Here is a 20,684-nt window from a genome sequence, read left to right on the forward strand (position 1 = left end):
TGACCCTCAAAGTCATCCAACGACGGGTCATACGCCTGCAACATCGTGCCCATGGCCCCATCCGCGACCAGGACACGCTGGGCCATAGCTGTTCTGAAGGAGGGCGCGCTGTTCATGGGCTTAAGACTAGCGGGGCCCCCTCCGTCGTCGCCCTCGCCCGCGGGCGTGGACCACCCGCGCCGGGGCCGGTACGGGGCCCGGCCGGTCGGCCGCATCCGGCTCCCCCCGTCCGTGACACTGAACGCCTGTCAACGAATAGTCTTAGTTGGGCACAAGGGCCGCCGCCGGCGGCCGAGAGGACGTTCCGGTCACCGGGCGCCCTCAGCCGGGCAAGGAGGAGGCGGCGCGTGATCGAGCTCGAAGGACTTCCCGAGCTCGTCGACCCGGTGTTGATCGCCGCGTTCGAAGGCTGGAACGACGCGGGTGAGGCATCGAGCGGCGCGCTCGCGCACCTGGAGACGGAGTGGAAGGCCACCCCGCTGGTCGAGCTCGACCCCGAGGACTACTACGACTTCCAGGTGACCCGCCCGATGGTCGAGCTGGGCGACGGGCTGACCCGGTCCATCGTGTGGCCGACGACCCGCCTGCTGGTCGCGCGTCCCCCGGGCAGCGAGCGCGACGTCGTGCTGCTGCGCGGCATCGAGCCCAACATGCGCTGGCGCACCTTCTGCTCCGAGATCGTCGGCATCTGCCTGGAGCTGGGCGTGGAGACCGCCGTGCTGCTGGGGGCGCTGCTCAACGACTCCCCCCACACGCGGCCGGTGCCCATCGTCGGCACCGTCAGCGACCCCGGCCTGGCGCGCTCGCTCAACCTGGAGATGACCCGTTACGAGGGTCCCACCGGCATCGTCGGGGTGCTCGGCCATTCTCTGGGGGCCGCGGGCACCAAGACGGTGTCGCTGTGGGCCTCGGTGCCGCACTACGTCGCCCAGCCGCCCAACCCCAAGGCCACGCTGGCGCTGCTGCGCCGCATGGAGGATCTGCTCGACATCCCGATGCCGCTGGGCGAGCTGCCCGACGAGGCCCGGGCGTGGGAGCACGGGGTCGACGAGCTCGCCGCCCAGGACTCCGAGGTGGCCGAGTACGTGCGCGAGCTGGAGGAGCGCAAGGACGCCGCCGACCTCCCCGAGGCCAGCGGAGACGCCATCGCCGCGGAGTTCGAGCGCTACCTGCGCCGCCGCGACCACGACACCGACGGCTGAGCGGAACGTTCCGCGGCTTACCGTCGCGTTTCGCATAGTTGGTGATATGGGCGGCGCGACCGCCGTCCCCCGGGTAATAATTGGCCGCTGCGCCGATCCGTAATCCTCACGCCTGGGCGCCATCGTCACGCGGGGCAACGATCCGATAACGGAGCGGAAGACGCTCACGAACATCGTAAACCAACGCCCCCCGTGCGCCGACTCTGTACATGTGACCGCGCACCTTGGGACTCCCATGGCGACTGCATATTCCGATCCGCACAAGAGAGCACAGGAGACGCGGCGACGCGTCCTGGAGATGGCCGACCTCATCAGGCACGACGGCGGCGACGCGGCCGTCTACCCGCAGATGCGCGGCACGACGCCGGCGCAGGCGATCGAGATGTTCCTGGCCCTGCTCCAAGACCGCCTGCCGGTCTGGCTGCGCACCCTGGACCACCTCGTCTACTCGGCCGGGAAGGGCCGGGTCAACGACAACCTGCTGCCGGTGGCACGCGCCGGCATCGACTACTACGCCGAGGTGCAGGCCGTGGCGATGCCCGCGTTCATCTCGCCGTCGATCACCGTGCGCTACCGCGAGGCGTTGCGCGCGACCAAGCTCGGGCCCGCCTCCGAGATCGGCCCGCTGGCCGAGTACCTCGCCCTGGAGTTGCGGCTCGGGCGCGTGTCCCCCGACGTGACGCCGGAGGCCAGCGCCCGGCTGCTGCTGGCGGGGTGCTTCCGGCACGCCTACTACGAGATGTTCATCGGCCCCGGCATGGGCCTGTCCCGCGACGACGGCGCCCGCGAGATCGTCCGGGAGCTGCGACTGGAGGTGGTCACGCCCCGCGCGCCGGCACTGTCGTGAGGGCTCCCCCGGCGCGCCGCCAGGCGGCGGGAGCGGCGGCCGCGGCCTCGTCGGCGCGGTGCCAGACCAGCGCGGCCAGGTCGTCGTCGACGCCCAGCGGCGGGCTGACCAGGTCGGCGCCGCACCTCTCCAGCCGGTCGTGGAAGAAGCCGGGGGCGAGCAGGTAGGAGGCGATCGCCACCCGGGGCGCCGGGCCCGATCGCACCCGCTCCATGACCTGCGCGACGGACGGGCTGCCCGCCGAGGCGAAGGCCGCCCTGGCCGGGCGGGCCAGCCGCACCGACAGCAGACGGGCGGCGGCGCGCACGTCGGCGAGGGCCGCGGGGTCGGAGGATCCGGCGGCGCCGAGCACGACGGTGTCGGTGGCCCGCAGCCCGCTGGACGCCAGCCTGCGGGCCAGCACCGAGGTGAGCAGCGGGTGCGGCCCGAGCGGGCCGGCGAGCACGGCGTCGGGCCGCGCCGCCGCCACGATGGTCGGCAGGTCGATGTGCACGTGGTAGCCGCCCGCCAGCAGCAGCGGGACCACGACGACCGGGCCCGGCACGCGGGCCAGCACCTCTGCCAGCGGCGGCGAGCTGATCTCCAGGAACCCGAGCTCCACCCGGCGGCCCGGCCGCGTCCTGCGGACCCGGGCGGCGAGTGCGGCCAGCGTGGCCTCGCCCGGGGCGCTGCGCGTGCCGTGGGCGGCCAGGACGACGGTCCCGGCCCACGCCGGGCGGGGAGCGGTCAACGAACCTCTCCCCGCTGGCAGGCCAGCCGGTAACCGCGTTTGACGACGGTCTCGACGATGCCGGCCGGGCCCAGGGCGCGGCGGAGCCGGGTGATCGCCATCTCGACCGCGTGCTCGGCTGAGTCCCTGGTAGGCCCGCCGGGCAGCACCACGCGCAGCTCGGAGCGGGCGACGACGTGGCCGGGCCGCTCGGCGAGCCGCTTGAGCACGGCCATGGGCGCGGGCGGCAGCGGCTTGAGCTCGCCGTCGACGGCGACGGCGTGCCCGCGGATCTCCAGCTCGTGGGCGCCGGCCGTCACCCGGGTGACGCTGTGCTCGGGCAGGTGCCGGGCGAGGGCGCGGGCCAGCGCGCCGAGGCGGGCACGCTCCGGCTGGATCACCTGGATGCCCTTGGCCAGCAGCGGGGAGGCGGTCACCGGGCCCACGCAGGCGGCGACCAGCGGGCCCTTGAACGCCTCGACCAGCGTGTCCTCCAGGCCCTCGGCGCGGGCGGCGTTCAGCATCGCGTGCACGGCGGGCGCGCTGGTGAAGGCCACGGCGTCCACCGACCCGGAGATCGACTGGGTGATGAGGCGGCGCAGCGGCGAGGTGTCGCGGTAGGGCAGCCAGCGGTAGACCGGCACCTCGATCACGGTCGCGCCGGCGCCGCGCAGCGCGGCCACGAAGCCGGTGAGCGGCTCGCCGTGCAGCTGGACCACGATGCGCCGCCCGCGCAGGTCCTGGTCGAGCAGGTACTTCTTGATCTCGTCGCAGGACTCGGTGAGCGGCGTCCAGTGGTCGGTGAGCCCGGCCGCGCGCACCGCCCCGCGCGCCTTGGGGCCGCGCGTCAGCAGCCGCGCCCCCGCCAGGTGCCCGGCCAGGTCTGCGGACAGCCCCCACCCTTCGGCGGCGGCCATCCACCCCCGGAAGCCGACGCCGGTGGTGACGACGACGTCGTCGACCCGCACCTCCAGGCTCTCGCGGGTGGCCGCCAGCAGGTCGGCGTCCTCGGCGAGCGGCACGAGCCGGATGGCCGGGGCGCGCACGACCCGGGCGCCCCGCCGCTCCAGCAGGGCGGCGAACTCCTCGCGCCGGCGGGTCGCGGTCACTCCGATCGTGAAGCCCGCCAGCGCGTCGGGCGCCGTTTCGAGGGACGTCAGGGGATTGTCCATAAGCGCGGCTGTCATTCCACGCTCACCTCCACGGTGCCGTTGGTGACGCGGGTTGGATATGTCGGCAATGCTGTCGTGGGGTCGTCCAGGCAGACCCCGGTGATCAGGGAGAACGTCTGCTTGTGCATCGGGGCGGCCACCACGGGCTCCTCGCCGCGGGTGCCGGCGATCCCGCGGGACATCACGTGCGCCCCGCTGAACGGGTCGCGGTTGCCGACGGCGAACAGGCGGTCGTCGTGGGTGCGGAACACCGCCACCTGCCGCCCGCGCACCAGCGCGGCGGCCCCGCGCTCGGGGATGAGGTCGGTGTAGGGGCAGATCGGGATCCAGGTGCGCGTCCCGGCGGCGATTCCCTGTACGGCGGTCATGACCTTCCCACCTCCACGAGCACCGGCTTGATCTGGCCGCGCTCGGTCTCGAAGACGATCGACGGATCGGGGATCCCCGGGGCGTTGACGAAGCTGACGAACCGGCGCAGCTTCTCGGGGTCGTCCAGGGTGGCGCGCCACTCGTCGAAGTAGGTGGCCACGTGCCGCGCCATGGCGGCGTCGAGGTCGGCGCAGATGCCGAGCGAGTCCCGCAGGATCACCTCGCGCAGGTAGTCGAGCCCGATGGACTCCACCCAGGCGGAGGTGCGCTGCAGCCGGTCGGCGGTGCGGATGTAGAACATGAGGAAACGGTCGATCGCGCGCACCAGCTCCTCGTCGGACAGGTCGTTGGCCAGCAGGTCGGCGTGGCGCGGGGTGAAGCCGCCGTTGCCGCCGACGTAAAGGTTCCAGCCGGTCTCGGTGGCGATGATCCCGAAGTCCTTGCTCCGGGCCTCGGCGCACTCGCGCGCGCAGCCGGAGACCGCGGACTTGAGCTTGTGCGGCGAGCGCAGCCCCCGGTAGCGCATCTCCAGGGCGATGGCCATGCCGACCGAGTCCTGCACACCGTAGCGGCACCAGGCCGACCCGACGCACGACTTCACGGTGCGCAGCGCCTTGCCGTAGGCGTGGCCGGACTCGAACCCGGCCTCGACCAGCCGCTTCCAGATGTCGGGGAGCTGCTCGACGCGGGCGCCGAACAGGTCGATCCGCTGACCACCGGTGATCTTGGTGTAGAGGCCGAAGTCGCGGGCGACCTCGCCGATCACGATGAGCTTCTCGGGGGTGATCTCGCCGCCGGGGATGCGCGGCACCACCGAGTAGGTGCCGTTCTTCTGGATGTTGGCCAGGAAGTGGTCGTTGGTGTCCTGCAGCGCCGCCCGCTCCCCCTCCAGCACGTGCCCGTTGTTGAGCGACGCCAGGATGGAGGCGACGACCGGCTTGCAGATGTCGCAGCCGCGCCCCCTGCCGTGCTCGGCGATGAGCCGGGAGAAGGTGCTGATGCCGCGCACGCGGGCGATGTCGAACAGCTCCGGCCTGCTGTGGTCGAAGTGCTCGCACAGCGCCTTGCTCTGGACCACGCCCTCCGAGGCGAGGATGGACGCCAGCGCCGGCACGCAGCTGCCGCAGGTGGTGCCCGCGCGGGTGCACTTCTTGACGGCGGCGACGTCGGTGCAGCCGTGCTCGGCGACCGCGGCGCGCACCTGCCCCCGGGTGACGTTGTTGCAGGTGCACACGGGCGCGTCGTCGGGCAGCTCCACCGTCACGGAGGTGCCGGCGAACAGCAGGTCGCCGGGCGCGGCCGGCAGCTCGCGGCCGACCAGGGGGCGCAGCGTGGCGTAGGGGGTGGCGTCGCCGACGCAGATGCCGCCGAGCAGCGTGCGGGCGTCGTCGCTGACGAACAGCTTCTTGTAGACGCCGCTCACCGGGTCCATGTAGGTGACGTCCAGCGCGCCGGACAGCTCGCCGAAGCTGGCGACGTCGACGCCGAGCAGCTTCAGCTTGGCCGACTGGTCGGCGCCGGCGAACACCGCCCGGCCCCCGAGGATGCGGTCGGCGGCCACCTCGGCCATCGCGTTGCACGGCGCCACCAGCCCGTAGACCACGCCGCCGGCCAGGGCGCACTCCCCCACGGCGTAGATCGACGGGTCGCTGGTGCGCATGCCCTCGTCGACGGCGACGCCGCCGCGTGCCCCCACCTCCAGGCCGGCCTGCCGGGCCAGCTCGTCGCGGGGCCGGACGCCGGCGGAGAACACCACGACTCCGGCCTCGATCGCCGTGCCGTCGGCGAGCAGCACCCGGCCGTCCTCCAGCCGGTCGAGCCCGACGCCGGTGTGCACGGTGATGCCGAGCCCCTCGACGTGCTTGCGCAGCACCGCGCCGCCGCCCTCGTCGACCTGGCGCGGCATGAGCCGGCCGGCCATCTCGACGACGTGGGTGGCCAGGCCGAGGCCGCGCAGGGCGTCCGCGGCCTCCAGGCCGAGCAGCCCGCCGCCGACGACCACGCCGGCTTCGGCCTCCCGGGAGGCGTCGCGGATGGCGTCAAGGTCCTCGATGGTGCGGTAGACGAACGCGCCCTCGGCGCCGGGGACGGGTGGCACGAAGGGGGCCGACCCGGTGGCCAGCACCAGGACGTCGTACGGCTGGACGTGGCCGGACCGGGTGGTCACCGTGCGGCCCTCGCGGTCGACCGCGGTCACGCGGTCGGCGAGCCGGGTGGCGATCCCGCCGGGGACGGGGTAGGTGAGGGCCTCGGCGCCGGTGCCCGACAGATAGGACGTCAGGGCGACCCGGTCGTAGGCCGGCCTCGGCTCCTCGCCGATGACCGTGATCGACCCGGTGAAGCCCTTGGCGGCCAGTGTCTCGACAAGACGATGGGCCGTGGGCCCGTACCCTACGACGACGACGTTCACGCGCGCACCTCCTCTTGCTGGGACAGCCATTCCACGAGCCCCTCGACGGCGTCGCGGCAGGTGCCGCACCCCGTCGTGGCCCTGGTGGCCGCCACCACGGCGGCCGCGTCGCGGGCTCCCTTCTCCCAGCAGGCGCGGATGCGCCCCTTGGTCACGTTGTTGCACTCGCACACGCGCGCGGAGTCGGGCATGCGCAGCGGGCTGTCGGCCGGCGTGGCGGCGTCCAGGCCGTTGAACAGCAGGCCCGCCGGGTCGCCGGGAAGGTGGGCGCCGCGGTCGTAGAGCTGGGTGAGCGTGCCGACGGTGGGCGCCTCGCCGAGCAGGATCGCGCCGACCAGGCGGTCGTTCCTGATCACGAGCTTGCGGTAGATGCCCCGGGCGCGGTGGCTGAAGCAGACGACCTCCACGGCGCCGCCGGCGTCCCCGGGGTCGTCGGTCAGGTGGGTCTCGCCCATCGCGGCGAGCTCGATGCTCCTGGCCTTCAGGCGGGTGACCAGGCGTGACCCGCGGTAGCGGGCCTCCGGGACGGCCCCGGTGACCAGGTCGGCCACCACGGCGGCCTGCTCCCAGGCGGGGGCCACCAGGCCGTACACCGTGCCGTCGTGCTGCGCGCACTCGCCGATCGCGTAGATCGCCGGGTCGGCGGTGCGCATGTGGTCGTCCACGATGATGCCCCGGTCGACCGGCAGGCCGGCGTCCCTGGCCAGCCCGACCACCGGCCGCACGCCGCAGGCCAGCACCACCAGGCCGGACTCCAGCAGCTCCCCGGTAGAGAGCTCGGCCCCGTGGGGGTGGATCGCGCTGACGCGGACTCCGGTGCGCACGGTCACGCCGAGGGCGGTCAGCGCCTCTTCGAGCACCAGGCCCGCCTCGGCGTCGAGCTGGCGTTCCATCAGGTGCGCGCCGTGGTGCAGCAGGGTGACGTGCAGCCCTCGCCCGGCCAGGCCGCGGGCGGCCTCGACGCCGAGCAGGCCGCCGCCGACGACCACCGCGCCGGGCGTGTTCGCCGCGGCGGCGATGATGCGGTCGCAGTCGTCCATGGTGCGGAACGCGATGGCCCGCGCGGCGCCGGGGATCGGCGGCACGACGGGCTCGCTTCCGGTGGCCAGCACCAGGACGTCGTACGGTTCGACGTCGCCGGCGGAGGTGCGGACCGTGCGGGAGGCGCGGTCGACGGCGGTGACCGTGACGCCGAGACGGGCGGTCACCCCGCCGCCGGGCGCGGGCAGGCACACCTGGTCGGCGCTGGCGGTGCCGGCCAGGACGTTGGACAGCAGGACCCGGTTGTAGGGCCTGCGGGTCTCGGTGCCGAACACCGTGACGGCGACGTCGGCGTCCCTCTGGCGGATCTCGGCGGCCAGGCGCGTGCCCGCCATGCCGCCCCCCGCGATGACGACCCTCACGCTTCCCGCCCCCGTCCGGCGCGGGCGCCCGGCGCCGGCGCGACGCGCGGCTCTCCCGGCGGCGCCCCGGGTGGCCCGCCGGCGCGCTCCAGGCGGACGGCGCAGACCTTGAACTCCGGCATCCGCGACACCGGGTCGAGTGCCGGGTTGGTGAGGCGGTTGGCGCCCTCCCAGTGGAAGGGCATGAAGACGGTGTCGGCGCGGATCGCGCGGCTGAGCCGGGCGGCGACCTCTGCGTGGCCGCGCCTGCTGGTGACCCTGACCAGGTCGCCCTGGGCGACGCGCAGGCGCTCGGCGAGGTCGGGGTGCACCTCGACGAACGGCTCGGGGGCGGCGTCGTTGAGCGCGGCGACCCGCCGGGTCTGCGCGCCGCTCTGGTACTGGGCGAGCACGCGGCCGGTGGTCAGGTAGTAGGGGTACTCCTCGTCGACGTCCTCGGCGGGCGGCCGGTGGTCGACCGGGAGGAACCGGGCGCGCCCGTCGGGTGTGGCGAACCGGTCGAGGAACGGCCGCGGGGTGCCCGGGTGGTCCTCGGCGGGGACGGGCCAGTACATGGCGCCGGCGGCGACGCGCTCGTAGGTGATGCCGGAGTAGTCGGCGACGCCTCCGGCGCTGGCCCGGCGCAGCTCGTCGAAGACCTCGCGCGCCTCGCCGGGGAAGCCCTCGCCCCGGCCGAGCAGCGCGGCCAGGGCGGAGATGATCGCCAGGTCGCTCCGCACCCCCGAGGGCGGAGCGACGGCCTGGCGGCGCAGGAGCACCCTGCCTTCCAGGTTGGTCATCGTGCCGTGCTCCTCGGCCCACTGGGTGGTGGGCAGCACGATGTCGGCCATCGCGGCGGTCTCCGACAGGACGATGTCGGAGACGACCAGCAGGTCGAGCGCGGCCAGCCGTTCGGCGACCCGCCCGGTGCGCGGCGCCGACACCACCGGGTTGGAGCCGAACACCAGAAGCGCCCGGGGGCCGCCGTCGGTGCCCAGCGCGTCCAGCAGCTCGTACGCCGAGCGGCCGGGGCCGGGGAGGTCGCGGGGGTCGACGCCCCACACCGCGGCGACGTGCGCGCGGGCGGCGGGGTCGTCGATCCTGCGGTTGCCGGGGAGCTGGTCGGCCTTCTGCCCGTGCTCGCGCCCGCCCTGGCCGTTGCCCTGGCCGGTCAGGCAGCCGTAGCCGGAGCCGGCGCGCCCGGGCAGGCCGAGCGCCAGGGCCAGGTTGATGAACGCGGTCACGGTGTCGGTGCCCTTGGCGTGCTGCTCGGCGCCCCGCCCGGTGATGATCATGGCGCGGCCGGCCGTGCCGAGCAGGCGCACGGCCTCGCGCATCTGGGCCACCGGTACCCCGGTGACGCGTTCGGCGCGTTCGGGCCACCAGGACGCCACCGACGCCCGCACCTCCTGGAAGCCGGTGGTCCGGGCCTCGATGTAGGCGGGGTCGGCGTAGCCCTCGGTGATGGCGATGTGCAGCAGGCCGAGTGCGAGGGCGAGGTCGGTGCCGGGGGTGACCCGCAGGTGCAGGCGGGCCCGGGCGGCGGTGCGGGTCTCGCGGGGGTCGGCGACGATGAGGCCGGCGGGCAGGTGCCGCATGAAGGGCGGCATCGTCTCGGCGACGTTGCAGCCGGCCAGCAGGACGACGTCGGCCTCGGCGATGTCGGTCACCGGGAACGGCAGGCCGCGGTCCATGCCGAAGGCGCGGGTGGAGGCCGCGGCGGCCGAGGACATGCAGAACCGGCCGTTGTAGTCGATCTGGCTGGTGGCCAGCGCGACCCGGGCGAACTTGCCGAGCAGGTAGGCCTTCTCGTTGGTCAGCCCGCCGCCGCCGAACACCGCGACGCCGTCCGGGCCGTGCGCGGCCTGGACGGCGCGGACGGCGCCGGCGACGCGTGCCAGCGCCTCCTCCCAGCTCACCGGTTCGAGCGGGCTCGCGCGGTCGGCGCGGGCGAGCGGCGAGGTGAGGCGCGCGCCGTTGGTCAGCAGCTCACCCGCCGTCCAGCCCTTCTGGCAGAGCGCTCCGGCGTTGGCCGGGATGTCGTGCCGCGGGGTGACGACCGGGCCGCCTTCGTGCGCCGGCGTCACGTACATGCCGCACTGCAGCGCGCAGTACGGGCAGTGCGTGGCCGCTCCCAGATGGACCTGTGACATCACAGGCGCCGGTAGGGAAAGTGAGAGCGGCATGGGTTCGATAGTGCTTTCGGGCCGTTTCACCGGGGGGTCCCTCCTGTTACCTCTGTGCTACAAGCCACTAACGGCGTTCACTTCGGCGCCCGGTCCGCTGTGCGCACTTCGTGCCCGCCCCGGCGGTGCGGGGGACGGGCGCGCGCCGCCCCGGGCCGGGCCGGCGCGGGCCGGAGCGCGCCCGTCGTGGCGGCCCGTGGTCGCCGGGCCGCCACGACGGGCGTGGTGGGGTCGGTCGGCTAGATGCGCACCGCCGCGAGGCTGGGCGCGCGTCCGACGCCGGCCGTGCGCAGGTAGCAGAACCAGGTCAGCGCGGCGCACGCGACGTAGAAGGCGGCGAAGGCGGTCAGCGCGGCGCCCGCGCCGCCGGTGGCGCCGATCGAGGTGCCGAACCCGCGGTTGATGAAGAAGCCGCCGAAGGCGCCGACCGCCGAGATGAGCCCGACGGCGGCCGCGCTGTCGCGCCTGCCCCTCGCCACGGCCTCGGCGTGCGCCACGTCGTCTCCCGGAGCCACGCCCTGGACGGCCTTCGCCTTGAAGATCGCCGGGATCATGCGGTACGTCGAGCCGTTGCCCACGCCGGTCAGGCCGACGAGCAGCAGGTAGGCGCAGAAGAACAGGACGAACGAGCGGGTGGCCAGCCCGGCGCCGACCAGCGCGACGGCCCCTCCCATGACCGCGAAGTTCCACAGCGTCACCCGGGCCCCGCCCAGGCGGTCCGACAGGCGCCCGCCGAGCGGCCGGGTCGCCGAGCCGATCAGGGCGCCGAGGAAGGCCCAGGTGACCATCGCGGTCTGGTCGGGGAACTGGCTCTTGATGAGCAGGGGGAACGCGGTGGTGTATCCGATGAAGGAGCCGAAGGTGCCGATGTAGAGGAAGGACATGATCCAGGTCTGGGCCCTGCCCGCGATCTTGAGCTGCTGGCGGGGGCTGGCCTTGGCGGTGGCCAGGTTGTCCATGAAGAAGTACGCGCAGGCCGCGGCGGCGACGATGAGCGGCACCCAGAACAGGCCCGCCGCCGCCAGCCCGAAGGCGCCGATCACCAGGGGCATGAGGAGCTGCACCGAGCTGACGCCGATGTTGCCGCCCGCGGCGTTGAGGCCGAGCGCCCAGCCCTGCTTCCGCTCGGGGTAGAAGTAGGTGATGTTGGCCATGCTGGAGGCGAAGTTGCCGCCGCCCAGCCCCGCGGTGGCGGCGATCAGGAGGAAGATCCAGTAGGGCGTGCCGGGGTCGCTGACCGCCACGGCCAGCAGCCCCGCCGGGATCAGCAGCAGCAGCGCGCTGACCACGGTCCAGTTCCTGCCGCCGAACCGCGCGGGCGCGAAGGTGTAGGGCAGCCGCAGGGCCGATCCGACGAGGTTCGGCAGCGACACCAGCCAGAAGAGCTGGTCGGTGGAGAAGCGGTAGGCGCCGAGCTTGACGGCGACGATGCTCCAGACCGTCCACAGGGTGAAACCGAGGTGCTCGGCGAGGATCGAGAAGACCAGGTTCCGTCGGGCGACGCCCTTGCCCCCGCCTTCCCAGAATGCGGAGTCGTCCGGGTTCCAGTGGGTTATCCAGCGGCCTTTCCGTGGCGCGGCCTGTGGGGCTTCGGTCACCGTCACGGTTCCTCCTGCTCTGCGGTCGATCAAGAGGTTCCGACGCTACGTGGGCCCATCACACATTCCGGAGACAGTTGTTAGATATGCCCGTTACGAGGCCCGCACCTGGGAAACGCGTCATCTATAGGCCTCACGAAAGCAACATGGATTTAACAACGGTTGCCTTCGCGGGCGGCTGGGAACCTCATTCCAGGAACCGCCCGCCGAGCCGTCACCCTGGGAGCGCGCATGACCAGCGTCCAGCCGATCAGGCTGTACTCCGATCCCGTGCTCCGCGCCGTCGCCGCCCCGGTGACGGAGTTCGACCGCTCTTTGCGCGACCTGGTCAAGGCCCTGCAGGCCACCACACGCGCCGGGGCCGGGCGCGCCGGGCTGGCCGCGCCGCAGATCGGCGTGCCGCTGCGCGTGATCGTCTTCGACGTGGAGGGCAGGTCGGGGCACCTGGTCAACCCGCGCGTCGAGCCGTCCGGGCGCAGGCTCGTCGCCGACGAGGCGTGCCTTTCGGCACCCGGGCTGTGGTGGCCCCTGGAGCGTTCCTACGCGGCCCTGGCCCGCGGGCGCGACGTGTCGGGAAAGCCCGTCACCATCAGGGCGCTGGGCACGCTGGCCCGCGTCCTGCAGCACGAGGCCGACCACCTGGACGGGGTCCTGTTCAGCGACCGGCTCCCCGCCGACGAGCAGGAGCGGTTCCTGGCCGCCCTCGGCTGACCTCGGCCGGCACCCGGCGGCCGTCGCGCCGGCCGGTCACACGTTCGACGACGTGGTGAATTTCGCCGCCCGGGCAAACGAATAGCCCACTGCTCCCTCTGTCGCTTTTTTCCTGTAGTGGGCGTTGTGTAGCCCGATGGGCGGGTAAGGCAACCGTGGGTAGAAAACCATGATTTTCGGCACATGCCTGAGCCTCGGCTCCCGACCCTCTCCGCTTCCCGGCAGAGCCGGCGGACGCGGCGGTCGCGAGCGACGCCGGACAAGGAGGCATCCGTGAAAGGTGGACTGCAGGTAGCCCTGGCCATGGCCGTCGGCTACCTTCTCGGCCGCCACCGCAAGTTCAAGCTGCTGATCGGTCTGGCGGTGGCCGGCGCGACCGGCAAGCTGGGCGGGGCGCGGGGCAACATCCTGGAACAGGGGTTCAAGCTGCTCGGCTCCTCCCCCGACCTGGAGAAGATCGTCGACAGCGTGCGCGGCGACCTGTTCCAGGCCGGCAAGGCGGCCGCCAAGGCGACCGCGAGCCGGCAGGTCAGCTCGCTGAGCGGCCGGTTGCAGGAGCGGGCGGAGGCGCTCCAGCACGCGGCCAACGTCGCCGCCGGGCTGGAGGAGGCCACCACGGACGCCGCCGCCGGCGCCGCGGGTGCGGCGAAGGGCGGCGCCTCCGGACTGCGGGACACCGCGACCGGGCGGCTGCGCGCGGCCCGCGGGCGGATGCGCCGGCGGCCCGCGGCCGAAGAGGAAGAGGAGCCCTACGAGGCCGGCGAGTACGACGAGTTCGAGGACGACGACGAGGAGTACGAGGAGGAGCCGCGGCCTTCGCGCAGGCCCGCCGCCCAGGAGGGCCGGGCGCGCGCCGCGCGCGAGCCGCTGGACGAGCCTGACGACGACGAGGACGAGGACGAGGAGTCCGCGCCCCGTGGCCGCGTCCAGCGCGAGGAGCCTTCGCGGCGCTCGCGCCCGATCCGCCGGAACCGGGGGTGAGTCCATGGCCGACGACGGAAAGCAGGCGGGGAACCCGCTGAAGCACCAGATAGCGGGGCTCGCGAAGATGGCGGGCAAGCTGGCGCTCTCCGCGCTGCGGCACCGGGTGGAGGGCGTGACCAAGCAGCTCACCGGCGTCGCCGAGGGCGGCGGCCTGAAGACGATGGGCCAGCTCGCGGGCGCCGAGGGCGGCACCGGCCGGATCAAGGGCCTGGCCAAGATGGCGTGGGGCGGGATCAAGAAGAAGCTGGGGTTCGGCGGCGGCAAGGGCAAGAAGTTCAAGTTCCTCAACATCATCGAGTCCCTGGACATCGGCGCCCCCAGGCGCCTGGTCTACGACCAGTGGACCCAGTTCCAGGACTTCCCGAGCTTCATGAAGAAGGTCGAGAAGGTCGTCCAGGAGAGCGACGAGAAGCTGACCTGGCAGGCGAAGATCTTCTGGTCGCGCCGCACCTGGCAGTCCACGATCAGCGAGCAGGAGCCGGACGAGAAGATCATCTGGCGCTCGCAGGGCGCCAAGGGCTACGTCGACGGCGCCGTGACCTTCCACGAGCAGACACCGGACATGACCCGGGTGCTGATGTCGCTGGAGTACTACCCCAAGGGCCTGATGGAGCACATCGGCATCATCTGGCGGGCACAGGGCCGCCGGGCGCGGCTGGAGTTCAAGCACTTCCGGCGCCACGTCATGACCGTGTGCCTGCTCAACCCCGACGAGGTCGAGGGCTGGCGCGGCGTCATCCACGAGGGCGAGGTGGTCAAGGACCACGAGACCGCCGTGCGTGAGGAGGAGGAGCGCGAGGAGCAGGAGGAGCGGGAGCGCCGCGAACGTGAGGGCGAGCCCGAGGACGCCGAGCGCGATGAGGAAGAGGACCTGGAAGAGGGCGAGGAGCCCGAGGAAGGCGAGGAGCCCGAGGAGGGTGAGGAGGCCGCGTCCGAGGCCGAGGACCAGGAGGCCGAGGAGGGCGCCGAGCCTGAGGACGAGGAGGACGGCGAGCAGGCCGCCGACGAGCCGCGCCGCCGCCGCCGTCCCTGGCCCGTCGGGCGCCGTGGCCGGTCGCGCGAGGCCGGGGTGTCCGAGCGGATCGACGCCGACGGCGAGGAGCCCGAACAGGACGAGGAGCCGGAGGAGGAACGGCCCGCGCGCCGGCGGTCCAGCCCGGAGGAGCGGCGGGCACGGCGCGGAGCGGCGGGCGAGGAGGGCCGCCGCCCGGCGCGGAGCCGGTCGGCGGACGAGGAGTCCGAGGAGCCGCGGCCGCGACGGCGCCGGGAGCCGGGCGAGCGCCCGGAGCCACCGCCCCGGAGACGTGCGCGCGGCGGCGAGCCGGAGGAGTCCCGCGGACCGCGCCGCTGAGCCCGCCTTCACGGGACGGCCGAGGGGGCGTCCCCTGGATCGACACCAAGGAGTGAGCGAATGACCATCGTGCAGCCCTCAGGGGGCGGAGCGGCGGGCGGCGGTCCGTCGTCGTCGGGCGGCGGGCTCGCCGACGTCATCGACACGATCCTCGACAAGGGCCTCGTCATCGACGCCTACGTCAGCGTCGCGCTGGTGGGCATCGAGCTGCTGACCATCAACGCCCGCATCGTCGTGGCCAGCGTCGACACCTATCTCCGTTTCGCCCAGGCGGTCAACAGGCTCGACCTGAGCGAGAAGCAGAAGGGGCTGCCCGAGGTCATGCAGGACATGACCCAGGGCGTGGCCAAGTCCAAGTCCAAGGGCGTCGCCCAGGGCGCCCTGGAGGCGGCGGGCGACAAGCTCCGCGACTTCATCGGCGAGCCGGCCGAGCAGCCCGCGCCGCGCCGCCGCCGCGGGCGAGAGGAGTACTGAGATGGCACGTCCGACCACGACTTCCGCCAAGACGGGCTCCGAGCGCCAGGCGGAGGAGGCGAAGGCCCACGGCGGCGCCGCCGAGGCCCCGCCGCGCGCGGGCGAGGCGAAGGCGCCGGGCCGCGCGAGCCCTGCCGAGGCCCCGCGCGGCCCCGGCCGGGCCAAGGTCCCCGACGGCGCCGGGCAGGCCGAGGCCTCCGGTGACGCGGAGCGGGGGAAGGCCCCGCCGCCGGCCGCGCGGGCCGTCGGGATCTACGTCTACGGCGTCGTGCCCGCCGACGTGGAGCTCACGCCCGAGCCCCGCGGCGTCGGGGAGCCGCCGGGCGAGATCGGCCTGGTCCGGCACGGGGACGTCGCGGCGCTGGTCAGCCCCCTGCACGTGACTCGCCCGATCGGCAAGCCCCAGGACCTGGTCGCCCACCAGCAGCTCCTGGACGACGTCGCCACCGAGGTGCCGGTGCTGCCGTTCCGCTTCGGCGCGGTCCTGGAGAGCCCCGAGGCGATCGTCGGCGAGCTGCTGACGCCGCACCACGACCAGTTCGCCTCCGCACTGGCGGAGCTGGAGGGCCGGGTGCAGTTCGTCGTCAAGGCTCGCTACGACGAGCACACGGTGCTCAGGGAGGTGCTCGTCGAGCGCCCGGAGGCCGCCCGGATGCGCGACCAGATCCGCGACCTGCCCGAGGACGCGAGCTGGGACGCGCGCATCAGGCTCGGCGAGCTCGTCAACGAGGCGATCGAGGCCAAGCGGGACGCCGACACGCGGACGCTCGCCGAAGGGCTGGCGCCGCACGCGGTCGCGATCGCCATCCGGCCGCCCACCCACGAGGAGGACGCCGCGCACCTGGCCGTCCTGGTGGAGACCGAGCGGCAGGCGGAGTTCGAGGAGGCGCTGGACGGGTTCGGCGTCCGGTGGGACGGCCGGATCACGCTGCGCCTGCTCGGGCCGCAGGCGCCCTACGACTTCGTGCAGACGCGGCAGGAGATGTGAGAGGCGGGCTGACGGATGGGACTGTTCACGGCGCTCGTCGGCTGGCCGCTGGCTCCCGTACGACTGCTGATCAAGGTCGGTGAGCTGATCGAGCAGCAGGTGGACGCGCAGCTGCACGATCCGGCGATGGTGAGGCGCCGGCTGGAGGAGGTCGAGGAGGCGCGGGCGGCCGGCCTGATCTCCGAGGAGGAGGAGGCTCGGGCCGTCGAGGACATCCTCGGACAGATGATCACCTGACCAGGCCCTCGGCGGCCCGCCGAGGGCGGTGCCGGAAGGAAGTGATGTCGTGCCCGCGAGTCGGAGACCGCGTGACCCGGACGCCCCCCGCGTGTACGGCGCGGGCCGCCGGGCGAGGGCCGGCGCGCCGCTCGACGCGGACGTCGAGGCGTACGACTCCGGCGAGGAGGTCCTGGACGAGGCGGGCGACCTCGCCGAGGAGGAGTACGAGGACGACGACCTCGCCGGCGAGGAGCCGGAGCGGCGGCCGGGACGGCGGGACGGCGGCGGGGCGGGGCGCCTGACGGCCGCCACCGCCGGGCGGGCCGGGCTCGGGTACATGACCGAGCTGACCGGCAAGGACGTCGAGGGCGTCACGCTGGTGAAGCCGTCGGGCGACGGCTGGGCCGTGGAGGTCGAGGTCGTCGAGGACCACCGCGTCCCGTCCTCGGGCGACACCCTGGCCGTCTACGCCGTCGACCTCGACTCGCGCGGCGACCTGGTCTCCTACCGGCGGGTGCGCAGCTACAAACGCGCCAAGGGCGACACGGGCGGGGCGTACTGATGTCGGACCCGACGTGGGCCGGTCGCGGCGCCTCCCAGCCGTACGGCACCGCCAGGGCGCCGGCGCCGTCGCGCGACTCGGGCGGCAACCTCGGCGACATCCTGGAGCGGGTGCTCGACCGGGGCGTGGTGATCGTGGGCGACATCCGCGTGAACCTCCTGGACATCGAGCTGCTGACGATCAAGCTGCGGCTGCTGATCGCCTCGGTCGACACCGCGCGCGAGCTGGGGATCGACTGGTGGGAGCACGACCCGTGGCTCAGCTCCAAGGACCGCGACGTCGTCGAGGAGAACCGCCGCCTGCGCCGCAGGCTGGCCGCCATCGAGGACGCCGAGTCCGAGCCCCGGTCCCTTGACCGCGACGCCTCCGCCGCGCCGGCCGGCGACGCCTACGTGCCCCGCGAGGAGCCCCGCCGCGCCCGCCGCGCCCGGGAGGACCGCGATGGCTGAGACCGGCACGTACCTGTACGCGGTGTCCGGCGAGTCCGGCCGCCCGGAGCCCGCCGTGCTCGACGCGCTGACCGGTGTGGCGGGGACGCCGGTGCGGGCCGTGGCGCACGGCGGGCTGGTCGCCTACGTCAGCACCGTGCCGCTGGAGGAGTTCGGCGAGGAGCCGCTGCGGCGGTCCCTGGAGGACCTCGACTGGGTCGGCGCGACCGCCCGCGCCCACCACCACGTCGTGGAGACGGTGGCCGCGACGGCCGCCACCGCGCCGGTGCGCCTGGTCACGGTGTACAGCGGCGAGGACAAGATCCGCGAGATGCTCGACCGGCGGCACGACGACCTCGTGGCCGTGCTGTCCCGGGTGGCCGGGCGGCGCGAGTGGGGCGTCAAGGCGTACACGCCGCGCGTCGCCGAACCGGCCGCCGCAGGGGCGGCCGGACGGGACGAGGGGGAGGCGGGCCGCGGCGCCTCCGGAGGCGGGCGCGGCGCGCCGTCCGGGGAGCCCGGGGCCCGGGAGGGCGGCGGCGCGTCCGGCGGGGCGGCGTCCGGCGTGCGCGCGGAAGACGGCGCGAGCGGGCGCGGAGGGGTGGGGCCCGGCACGGCCTACCTCCAGCGCCGCAAGAACAGCCTGCGCGACCGCGACTCCGCGTGGCGGATCTCGGCCGAGCGCGCCGAGCAGCTGCACGCCGCGCTCGCGGCCGTCGCGGTGGACAGCAGGCGCCACCGCCCCCAGGACCCGCAGCTCTCCGGCCGCGACGACCTGATGCTGCTCAACGGCGCCTACCTCGTCGACGACGACCGCCGCGAGGAGTTCGCCGCCACGCTGGAGGCGCTGAGCGAGCCGGGCATCGTGATCGAGCTCACCGGCCCCTGGGCGCCGTACTCCTTCGCCGCCCCCGACGCGCCCGCGCACGAACGGGGAGACCGCGATGGCGGCTGAGACCGCCTCGCGCGGCGCCGCGCTGGCCGCCGAGGGGCGACTGCCGGCCGAGCGGGTGGCCCTGGTCGACCTGCTCGACCGCCTGCTGGCGGGCGGCGTCGTGATCACCGGCGACATCGTGCTGTCCATCGCCGACATCGACCTGGTGCGCGTGTCGCTGCGCGCGCTGCTGATGTCGGTCCGCGAGTCCCAGCCGCTCGACACGGGGGTCCGCCATGAACCGTCCCGGCTCTGAGGCCGCCGGCCGCCACGCCGTCAGGCTGAACGGCGCCGCGTCGCGTCCCGAGACCCGCCAGAGGCGCCGGGACCCCGGCGAGGAGCCGGAGGCCGGCTCCGGAACCCGCGGGCACGCCGGCACGCCGGAGGCCCGTCCGGACACCGCGCGCGCCGACCGCTTCCGGATCAGGGCCGATCCCGAGACGGTCGAGCGCGACCTGACCCGCCTGGTGCTGACGCTGGTCGAGCTCCTGCGGCAGCTCGTGGAGCGGCAGGCCGTGCGGCGGATGGACCAGGACGACCTGTCGGACGACCAGATCGAGACGCTGGGGCTCACCCTGATGCGCCTGGAAGAGGCGATGACGGAGCTGTGCGAGCGCTTCGGTCTGTCGCCGTCGGACCTGAACCTGGACCTCGGCCCGCTCGGCACCCTCCTGCCGACCGACTGACCCGCCGGCACGCGGGCCGCGCGGACGGCCGGGCGACACGGACGGCCGGGCGACACAGGACGCGGACACGGGCCGGCCGGGGCCGCCGTCACAGGCCGCGCGCCACCGCCCGCGGCCCCCGCGACGGCGGGCCGTCGAGGCTACAGGGCGACGCCGAGCAGGGTGTCGACGGTGGCGCGCACCAGCGCGGGGGCGCCGCGGTCGTCGCCCTCGCCGGCGAGGGCCCGCTCGGCCCAGGCGTCGACGGCGGCGACCGCGCCCGGCGTGTCCAGGTCGTCGCTCATGTGCCGCCTGACCCGCCGGAGCAGCTCGGCCCCGTCGGGCCCCGACGCGACCTCGACGGCCGCGCGCCAGCGCGCCAGCCGCGCCTCCGCCGTGACGATCTGGTCGGCGGTCCACTCCCAGTCGGCGCGGTAGTGGTGCGCCAGCAGCGCCAGGCGCACGGCCATCGGCTCGTGCTCGGCGCGGAGCCGGGAGACGAACACCAGGTTGCCTCGCGACTTGGACATCTTCTCGCCGTCGAGCGCCACCATGCCCACGTGCACGTACGCCTTGGCGAACGGCCACTCCCCCGTGGCCACGTGGCCCTCGCTGGCGCCCATCTCGTGGTGGGGGAAGATCAGGTCGGATCCGCCGCCGGACACGTCGAAGCCGCTGCCCAGGCGGTTCAGCGCGATCGCGGTGCACTCGACGTGCCAGCCGGGCCGGCCGGGCCCGAACGGCGACGGCCACGACGGCTCGCCGGGCCGCTCGGCGCGCCACAGCAGCCAGTCGAGCGGGTGCCTCTTGCCGGGCCGGCCCGGGTCGCCGCCCCGCTCGGCGAAGAGCTCCAGCATGCGCTCGTCGGAGTAGCCGGAGACGGCGCCGAACTTCGGCGAGGTGGCGACCGAGAAGTACACGTCGCCGTCCACCTGGTAGGTGGCGCCCTTGTCGCGCAGCACCTCGACGAGCGCGGCCACCTGGTCGACGACCTCGGTGACGCCGACGTACTCGTCGGGGGGCAGGATGCGCAGCGCCTCCATGTCGGAGCGGAACAGCTCGATCTGGTCGTCGGCGAGGTCGCGCCAGTCGACGCCGGTCTGCGCGGCGCGCTCCAGCAGGGGGTCGTCGACGTCGGTGGCGTTCTGGGTGAAGTGGACGTGGTGGCCGGCGTCCCGCCAGACGCGGTTCACGAGGTCGAACGCCAGGTAGGTGTTGGCGTGCCCGAGGTGGGTGGCGTCGTACGGCGTGATGCCGCAGACGTACATCCGCGCCGTGGGGTCCGGCGCGGTGTCCCGGACCTCCCCCGCCGCGGTGTCGTACAACCGGAGGGCGGGGCCCGCACCGGGCAGTGGGGACGTCTTCGGGGCGGGCCACGATCGCATGTCCCTGAGCCTATCCATGGCCCGGGGTGGTCCGATCACACCGGGGTGTCCGTTTTGCTGACGACACGGCACGGCGTGGCCAATGCCGCAAATGCGAGTTTCAACGGC

General features: G+C 74.1%; 21 protein-coding genes. 13 read left to right on the plus strand and 8 right to left on the minus strand.

The annotated features are described in order from the left end of the window. The first annotated feature begins 347 nt into the window (after positions 1 to 347). The gene (locus PYR91_RS32380) at positions 348 to 1,202 is read left to right on the plus strand and encodes a PAC2 family protein (RefSeq protein WP_279786068.1); all 855 of its coding nucleotides are present in this window, start codon (positions 348 to 350) and stop codon (positions 1,200 to 1,202) included. Between the two features lie 235 nt (positions 1,203 to 1,437). Continuing rightward, positions 1,438 to 2,049, plus strand: a complete 612-nt coding sequence (locus PYR91_RS32385; protein ID WP_279786070.1) for a hypothetical protein — start codon at positions 1,438 to 1,440, stop codon at positions 2,047 to 2,049. Here the strand turns inward: PYR91_RS32385 and PYR91_RS32390 are convergent. The 7 genes from PYR91_RS32390 to PYR91_RS32420 form a co-directional block, all read right to left on the minus strand. Continuing rightward, positions 2,021 to 2,779: a CbiX/SirB N-terminal domain-containing protein gene (locus PYR91_RS32390; RefSeq protein ID WP_279786071.1), complete on the minus strand. Its 759-nt coding sequence runs from the start codon at positions 2,777 to 2,779 to the stop codon at positions 2,021 to 2,023. The genes PYR91_RS32385 and PYR91_RS32390 overlap by 29 nt on opposite strands. After that, positions 2,776 to 3,945 carry a uroporphyrinogen-III synthase gene (locus tag PYR91_RS32395; protein WP_279786073.1) on the minus strand — a complete coding sequence of 390 codons (1,170 nt, stop codon included), beginning with the start codon at positions 3,943 to 3,945 and terminating at the stop codon, positions 2,776 to 2,778. Before PYR91_RS32395 ends, PYR91_RS32390 begins: the two co-directional genes overlap by 4 nt. Further along, a complete protein-coding gene (nirD, locus tag PYR91_RS32400; RefSeq protein WP_279786075.1) occupies positions 3,942 to 4,298 on the minus strand; it encodes a nitrite reductase small subunit NirD in 357 nt (118 codons plus the stop codon). Before nirD ends, PYR91_RS32395 begins: the two co-directional genes overlap by 4 nt. Beyond that, a complete protein-coding gene (gene nirB, locus PYR91_RS32405) occupies positions 4,295 to 6,709 on the minus strand; it encodes a nitrite reductase large subunit NirB (RefSeq protein ID WP_279786077.1) in 2,415 nt (804 codons plus the stop codon). Before nirB ends, nirD begins: the two co-directional genes overlap by 4 nt. Then, complete coding sequence (locus tag PYR91_RS32410; RefSeq protein WP_279786079.1) at positions 6,706 to 8,112, minus strand: FAD-dependent oxidoreductase; 1,407 nt, start codon at positions 8,110 to 8,112, stop codon at positions 6,706 to 6,708. Before PYR91_RS32410 ends, nirB begins: the two co-directional genes overlap by 4 nt. Further along, a complete protein-coding gene (locus PYR91_RS32415; protein ID WP_279786081.1) occupies positions 8,109 to 10,244 on the minus strand; it encodes a molybdopterin oxidoreductase family protein in 2,136 nt (711 codons plus the stop codon). Before PYR91_RS32415 ends, PYR91_RS32410 begins: the two co-directional genes overlap by 4 nt. 272 nt (positions 10,245 to 10,516) lie before the next feature. Then, positions 10,517 to 11,881 carry an MFS transporter gene (locus PYR91_RS32420; protein WP_279786083.1) on the minus strand — a complete coding sequence of 455 codons (1,365 nt, stop codon included), beginning with the start codon at positions 11,879 to 11,881 and terminating at the stop codon, positions 10,517 to 10,519. A gap of 225 nt (positions 11,882 to 12,106) precedes the next feature. Between PYR91_RS32420 and PYR91_RS32425 the strand changes: the two genes are divergently transcribed. The 11 genes from PYR91_RS32425 to PYR91_RS32475 all read left to right on the plus strand — a co-directional run bounded on the left by PYR91_RS32425 (position 12,107) and on the right by PYR91_RS32475 (position 19,212). Continuing rightward, complete coding sequence (locus PYR91_RS32425; RefSeq protein ID WP_279786085.1) at positions 12,107 to 12,586, plus strand: peptide deformylase; 480 nt, start codon at positions 12,107 to 12,109, stop codon at positions 12,584 to 12,586. A gap of 273 nt (positions 12,587 to 12,859) precedes the next feature. Next, the gene (locus PYR91_RS32430; RefSeq protein ID WP_279786087.1) at positions 12,860 to 13,567 is read left to right on the plus strand and encodes a hypothetical protein; all 708 of its coding nucleotides are present in this window, start codon (positions 12,860 to 12,862) and stop codon (positions 13,565 to 13,567) included. A 4-nt stretch (positions 13,568 to 13,571) separates the two neighbouring features. Then, on the plus strand, positions 13,572 to 14,921 hold the full coding sequence (locus PYR91_RS32435) for an SRPBCC family protein (protein WP_279786089.1): 1,350 nt from the start codon (positions 13,572 to 13,574) through the stop codon (positions 14,919 to 14,921). Between the two features lie 60 nt (positions 14,922 to 14,981). Beyond that, a complete protein-coding gene (gene gvpJ, locus PYR91_RS32440) occupies positions 14,982 to 15,395 on the plus strand; it encodes a gas vesicle protein GvpJ (protein WP_279786091.1) in 414 nt (137 codons plus the stop codon). A 1-nt stretch (position 15,396) separates the two neighbouring features. Further along, positions 15,397 to 16,383, plus strand: coding sequence for a GvpL/GvpF family gas vesicle protein (locus PYR91_RS32445; RefSeq protein WP_279786093.1), 987 nt, complete (start codon positions 15,397 to 15,399; stop codon positions 16,381 to 16,383). 15 nt (positions 16,384 to 16,398) lie between these two features. Beyond that, on the plus strand, positions 16,399 to 16,620 hold the full coding sequence (locus PYR91_RS32450) for a gas vesicle protein GvpG (RefSeq protein WP_279786095.1): 222 nt from the start codon (positions 16,399 to 16,401) through the stop codon (positions 16,618 to 16,620). Positions 16,621 to 16,669: 49 nt separating this feature from the next. Further along, positions 16,670 to 17,164 carry a gas vesicle protein GvpO gene (gene gvpO / locus PYR91_RS32455; protein WP_279786097.1) on the plus strand — a complete coding sequence of 165 codons (495 nt, stop codon included), beginning with the start codon at positions 16,670 to 16,672 and terminating at the stop codon, positions 17,162 to 17,164. Beyond that, positions 17,164 to 17,613: a gas vesicle protein GvpJ gene (gvpJ, locus tag PYR91_RS32460; RefSeq protein ID WP_279786098.1), complete on the plus strand. Its 450-nt coding sequence runs from the start codon at positions 17,164 to 17,166 to the stop codon at positions 17,611 to 17,613. Before gvpO ends, gvpJ (PYR91_RS32460) begins: the two co-directional genes overlap by 1 nt. Next, positions 17,606 to 18,547 (plus strand): GvpL/GvpF family gas vesicle protein, encoded by a 942-nt coding sequence (locus PYR91_RS32465; RefSeq protein WP_279786100.1) that lies wholly within the window; start codon positions 17,606 to 17,608, stop codon positions 18,545 to 18,547. The genes gvpJ (PYR91_RS32460) and PYR91_RS32465 overlap by 8 nt, the downstream gene beginning before the upstream one ends. Continuing rightward, on the plus strand, positions 18,537 to 18,782 hold the full coding sequence (locus PYR91_RS32470; protein ID WP_279786102.1) for a gas vesicle protein: 246 nt from the start codon (positions 18,537 to 18,539) through the stop codon (positions 18,780 to 18,782). Before PYR91_RS32465 ends, PYR91_RS32470 begins: the two co-directional genes overlap by 11 nt. Further along, positions 18,763 to 19,212 (plus strand): gas vesicle protein K, encoded by a 450-nt coding sequence (locus PYR91_RS32475; protein WP_279786104.1) that lies wholly within the window; start codon positions 18,763 to 18,765, stop codon positions 19,210 to 19,212. The genes PYR91_RS32470 and PYR91_RS32475 overlap by 20 nt, the downstream gene beginning before the upstream one ends. 140 nt (positions 19,213 to 19,352) lie before the next feature. On the opposite strand, the gene mshC is transcribed toward PYR91_RS32475, so the two are convergent. Further along, entirely contained in the window at positions 19,353 to 20,576 is a 1,224-nt protein-coding gene (mshC, locus tag PYR91_RS32480) for a cysteine--1-D-myo-inosityl 2-amino-2-deoxy-alpha-D-glucopyranoside ligase (RefSeq protein ID WP_279786106.1), read from the minus strand. Positions 20,577 to 20,684 lie beyond the last annotated feature (108 nt).

It is taken from the genome of Sphaerisporangium sp. TRM90804, assembly GCF_029846175.1.
Classification (GTDB): Bacteria; Actinomycetota; Actinomycetes; order Streptosporangiales; family Streptosporangiaceae; genus Sphaerisporangium.

Bases quoted from the DNA above. Each gene is read 5' to 3' on its own strand.
- gvpJ (WP_279786091.1), top strand. From the start codon at position 14,982: ATGACCATCGTGCAGCCCTCAGGGGGCGGAGCGGCGGGCGGCGGTCCG.
- PYR91_RS32435 (WP_279786089.1), top strand. From the start codon at position 13,572: ATGGCCGACGACGGAAAGCAGGCGGGGAACCCGCTGAAGCACCAGATA.
- PYR91_RS32450 (WP_279786095.1), top strand. From the start codon at position 16,399: ATGGGACTGTTCACGGCGCTCGTCGGCTGGCCGCTGGCTCCCGTACGA.
- gvpJ (WP_279786098.1), top strand. From the start codon at position 17,164: ATGTCGGACCCGACGTGGGCCGGTCGCGGCGCCTCCCAGCCGTACGGC.
- PYR91_RS32415 (WP_279786081.1), bottom strand. From the start codon at position 10,244: ATGTCACAGGTCCATCTGGGAGCGGCCACGCACTGCCCGTACTGCGCG.
- PYR91_RS32395 (WP_279786073.1), bottom strand. From the start codon at position 3,945: ATGACAGCCGCGCTTATGGACAATCCCCTGACGTCCCTCGAAACGGCG.
- PYR91_RS32445 (WP_279786093.1), top strand. From the start codon at position 15,397: ATGGCACGTCCGACCACGACTTCCGCCAAGACGGGCTCCGAGCGCCAG.
- PYR91_RS32475 (WP_279786104.1), top strand. From the start codon at position 18,763: ATGAACCGTCCCGGCTCTGAGGCCGCCGGCCGCCACGCCGTCAGGCTG.
- nirD (WP_279786075.1), bottom strand. From the start codon at position 4,298: ATGACCGCCGTACAGGGAATCGCCGCCGGGACGCGCACCTGGATCCCG.
- PYR91_RS32470 (WP_279786102.1), top strand. From the start codon at position 18,537: ATGGCGGCTGAGACCGCCTCGCGCGGCGCCGCGCTGGCCGCCGAGGGG.
- PYR91_RS32425 (WP_279786085.1), top strand. From the start codon at position 12,107: ATGACCAGCGTCCAGCCGATCAGGCTGTACTCCGATCCCGTGCTCCGC.
- mshC (WP_279786106.1), bottom strand. From the start codon at position 20,576: ATGCGATCGTGGCCCGCCCCGAAGACGTCCCCACTGCCCGGTGCGGGC.
- PYR91_RS32465 (WP_279786100.1), top strand. From the start codon at position 17,606: ATGGCTGAGACCGGCACGTACCTGTACGCGGTGTCCGGCGAGTCCGGC.
- PYR91_RS32385 (WP_279786070.1), top strand. From the start codon at position 1,438: ATGGCGACTGCATATTCCGATCCGCACAAGAGAGCACAGGAGACGCGG.